This window comes from Oceanobacillus saliphilus (assembly GCF_023522835.1).
Classification (GTDB): Bacteria; Bacillota; Bacilli; order Bacillales; family Amphibacillaceae; genus Oceanobacillus; species Oceanobacillus saliphilus.
This window is the reverse complement of record NZ_JALCZU010000103.1, coordinates 1-275: the sequence shown is the minus strand read 5'-3', so window position 1 is coordinate 275 and position 275 is coordinate 1. Positions and strand designations below refer to the sequence as shown.

Here is a 275-nt window from a genome sequence, read left to right as displayed (position 1 = left end):
CGCCCAAAGTAACCGCCAAGCCAATGAAATTAACAAATAAAAAGACGAGCACAATCGCACCGGTTGAGTCTGCTACACCACTAAAGTCCCAACTAAAGTGCAATGCATTGTCAGCTTCACTAGCGTTTAATCCTTTTTCGATGGCCATCATCACCAAACGATAAACCCCAGTCACAACCGCGACATTGATTAAAATCACCAACAACCGAACAACCAAATTACTGATTACAAATTGCCAGTTTGTCGCAGGTAGCAAAACCAACTTCGCATTTTGC

Annotated in this window: 1 protein-coding gene; it reads right to left on the bottom strand. The window is 42.9% G+C overall.

Translation table 11 applies throughout. The features are described 5' to 3' along the window. On the bottom strand, positions 1–256 hold a 256-nt coding region (locus MN204_RS20600; protein ID WP_249872922.1), incomplete at its 3' end, for a hypothetical protein. Positions 257–275: the final 19 nt, after the last annotated feature.